Genomic DNA, 2179 nt, shown 5'->3' with positions numbered 1-2179 from the left:
GCTTTCGGCCGGAATCCACACAATTCGAATGCTCACTGCCCGTGTGGATCCCGGCCGAAGCATGTCGGGATAACGAGACTTTTCCGCCCGCGCGTGGCGGGTTGACGAGACCTTCCCACCCGCGCAGCCCAGGATGACAAGGCTTCCCGCCCACGCATGCCGGGATGACAAGGCTTCCCGCCCACGCATGCCGGGATGACCAGGGCTGCCCATGCATGCCGGGATGACGAGGGTTGCCCACGCGCCGCGCCCGTCGGCACAATGCGGCGAAGCCGCGGGTTTGCCGCGGTTTCGCGGAATTGTCGGTGCTATGCGGCAAACTCGCCTCTCATGACCGCACCGATGCTGTTCGCGCTGCTGTTGGTCTTCACCGCCGGGGTCGGGGTGGGGTGGTTGGGCCACTGCGCTCGCGCGGGGCAACGCGCCGCGGTGGCCGAAGCGCGCTTGAGTTCGATGCACGACAACGAGCGGTTGTTACGACAGTCACTGGGGGCGGCGAGTGAGGATGCGGCGCGGCGGCATTCGCATCAGCTCGGGGCGCTGATGGAGCCGCTGCGCGAGGCGGTCGGCACGCTCAATCGGCATATCCAGGAAGTCGAGCACAATCGCATCAACGCGTATTCCGGTCTGCGCGAACAGGTCGCGGGCATGCAGCACATCTCGCATCAGCTCTCCACGCAGACCTCGCAATTGGTGGCCGCGCTGCGCGCCCCGCAGGTGCGCGGGCGCTGGGGCGAGATCCAATTGGAGCGGGTGGTGGAACTCGCGGGCATGACCCGGCACTGCGATTTCGACACCCAGGTCACCCGGCGCGCGGGCACCACCGGCAGCACCGAGGGCGTGGTACGCCCCGATATGGTGGTGCGCCTGGCGGGAGGCCGGCAGATCGTGGTCGATGCCAAGGTGCCGTGCACCGCGTATCTCGAGGCCGCCTCCACCGAGGATCCGCGCGAACGCGACAACCAGCTGAGCCGCCACGCCAAACATCTGCGCAACCATGTGGATCAGCTCGCGGCCAAGGAGTACTGGGCCGCCTTCGACCCCTCCCCCGAATTCGTCATCCTGTTCGTCCCCGGCGATCCGTTCCTGGATGCCGCGCTGGGCGCGGATCCCGGACTGCTCGAATACGCCTTCGGTCGCAATGTGGTCCTGGCGACCCCGACCACCCTCATGGCACTGCTGCGCACGGTCGCGCTCGGCTGGCGACAGGAGGCCATGTCGCAGGATATGGCGGTGATCCAGCAGCTCGGCCGCGAGCTCTACGCCCGGCTCGGCACCACCGGCCGGCATCTGGATCGGCTCGGCGCGCAATTGGGCAAGGCGGTGGATTCGTTCAACTTCACCGTCGCCTCCATGGAGACACGCGTGCTGGTGACCGCCCGCAAACTTCATGATCTAGAGATTTCGGACACTCCAGTCGAGGAGATCCAGCGCGTGGAAACCTGGCCCAGGGCGGTGGGATTCGCCGATTCCGAGTAATGCCCTTGACTCGCTGGTGGATCTCGGCATGATGTCGCCTACCTCGCGGAACGGCCACATGCTTTAGTGTGCTTGACGTGGCAGTTACCCAGCGCGAGCGAGCAGAGGTGCCCCCGTCGCACCGTTCGATCCTGCCGACGGTCCCCGGCGTCTCCGCCGGGATCGCGGTGCTCACTGCCGTGACCTGCACCTTCATCGGATTCTTGATCGACACCCTGGGCGGCGACGAGCTGACCGGGACCTTCGCTTCGCTGTATGTGATCGGCTGTGTACTGGCCGCGCTCATCGTGCGGTACCGCGGACTCTTCACCACCGCGGTGCTGCCTCCACTGCTGCTCTTCCTAGCCGTGCCGCTGGCGTATCAGCAGATGCTCGGCAACTCCGGCGGATTCAAGGTCAAGGAAATCCTGCTGAATCTGGCCATCCCCCTGGTGAATCGCTTCCCCACCATGGCACTGGCCACCATAGTGGTGCTGATCATCGCCGCGGTGCGGGTCTTCCTGCACCGTCGTGAGCAGAGCGGCGAATCCGGCAGTCCACTCGGCACACCGCGCGCCCGGTACTCCCGGCCCGCACGCGCCGCCCGCACCCCGCGCGGCGGGGCCGCCGATACCAAGGAACCCGCCAGAGGACGTTTCCGATCCGACCGCGCGGCGCAGGACGATGCCGCGCCCGAATCGACCCCGGCCAATCGCCGTCC

General features: G+C 66.9%; 2 protein-coding genes. Both read left to right on the top strand.

The genetic code is table 11. The annotated features are described in order from the left end of the window. The first annotated feature begins 330 nt into the window (after positions 1-330). Positions 331-1479 (top strand): DNA recombination protein RmuC, encoded by a 1149-nt coding sequence (locus NA10_RS35020; RefSeq protein WP_067574990.1) that lies wholly within the window; start codon positions 331-333, stop codon positions 1477-1479. A 77-nt stretch (positions 1480-1556) separates the two neighbouring features. Beyond that, positions 1557-2179 (top strand): DUF6542 domain-containing protein (locus NA10_RS35015; RefSeq protein ID WP_157557018.1); only part of this gene is annotated, 623 nt, incomplete at its 3' end.

This window comes from Nocardia acidivorans NBRC 108247 (assembly GCF_001625085.1).
In the GTDB taxonomy this organism is placed as follows: Bacteria; Actinomycetota; Actinomycetes; order Mycobacteriales; family Mycobacteriaceae; genus Nocardia; species Nocardia acidivorans.
The sequence above is the reverse complement of the archived record's forward strand: the minus strand, read 5'-3'. Positions and strand labels throughout refer to the sequence as shown.

What these genes read in the sequence shown, in the direction of transcription:
- NA10_RS35020 (WP_067574990.1), top strand. Translation starts at nt 331, where the DNA reads ATGACCGCACCGATGCTGTTCGCGCTGCTGTTGGTCTTCACCGCCGGG.